Genomic DNA, 1092 nt, shown 5'->3' with positions numbered 1-1092 from the left:
TGAGTCCGTATATAAAACCGGCTAACTTCACGCCCTTATATGAATCAGTTTAGTATGTTGGGTCCAAAGAGATCGTGTATAAGAAAGTGGAATCGATAAGGTTTGTGAAGGCTTCTATGATTGGTAAAGAAGGAGAAATGAACATGAAACATGTCGTAGCTTTAGATGTGAGTAAAGGAAAAAGTACTATTGTGATTTATGATGGTTATTGTCAATGTGAATTTGAAGGTGAATTACATCATACACGTGTTGAATTTGAACGATTGCACGAAAGAATGGCAGAGATCACAAAGGTCGATGGGCAGGCGCCAGATATCGTATTTGAAGCAACCGGCGTCTATTCAAAACCTGTCGAAGCGTTTCTAAAAGATTTTGGCTATGCATATTGTCGAATGAATCCACTTGAAGCCAATTTACAGATGGCGAAGATGCGGCGGCATAAAACGGATCTTAGTGACGCTCATGAACTTGCGAAAACCCATTTCCAAGTGGAGCGTAAAAATACATATATCCAAAATGATTATTATGAACAGATGCGTGCGATGACACGTTATTACGATGAAGTTGATGAAGAAATGATTTTACTAAAAAGCAGAATGCACTCGATTTTACATCTTAGTTTCCCGGAATTAGAAAAGCTCATTACACCAAGTTCAGCTCTGTTTTTAAATATCGTGCAGCTCTATCCGCATCCCGCACTTTTACTAGATCATTCAAAAACGATCATTAAGAATCGCTTAAAAGCCAATACAAGAAAGAACCTCTCGCTAACACGTGCTGAAGCGAAAGCATCCCTTCTATTGGAAGCAGCCCAAAACAGCTATCCAGCCATCAAACAGAACGATATTCGATGCGACCAGGCCCGTGATTACGCATCCCGGATTGCGGATTTGATGGAGAAGAAAGATTCACTGGTAAAACAAATGACGGAGTTATCAGAAGGTCGAAAGGAATATCTTGTCTACCGCTCGATACCGGGTATAGGGGATTCGACGGCACTGCCGAACGGAATTTCATTGAAAATCGCCGGTAAAATGACGAAAATCAGACCTGGGCCTGCTTCCGGTGAATGTCCTAATGCGAAAACGGCTG

Annotated in this window: 1 protein-coding gene; it reads left to right on the top strand. The window is 41.3% G+C overall.

The window, feature by feature from the left end; all coding sequences use genetic code 11:
• Nucleotides 1-143 precede the first annotated feature (143 nt).
• Nucleotides 144-1092 (top strand): IS110 family transposase (locus tag CSV80_RS18220; RefSeq protein ID WP_233208496.1); only part of this gene is annotated, 949 nt, incomplete at its 3' end.

The organism is Sporosarcina sp. P12(2017) (genome assembly GCF_002743035.1).
Classification (GTDB): domain Bacteria; phylum Bacillota; class Bacilli; order Bacillales_A; family Planococcaceae; genus Sporosarcina; species Sporosarcina ureae.
Note: the sequence above shows the minus strand (reverse complement) of the source record. Positions and strands in the feature narration are given on the sequence as shown.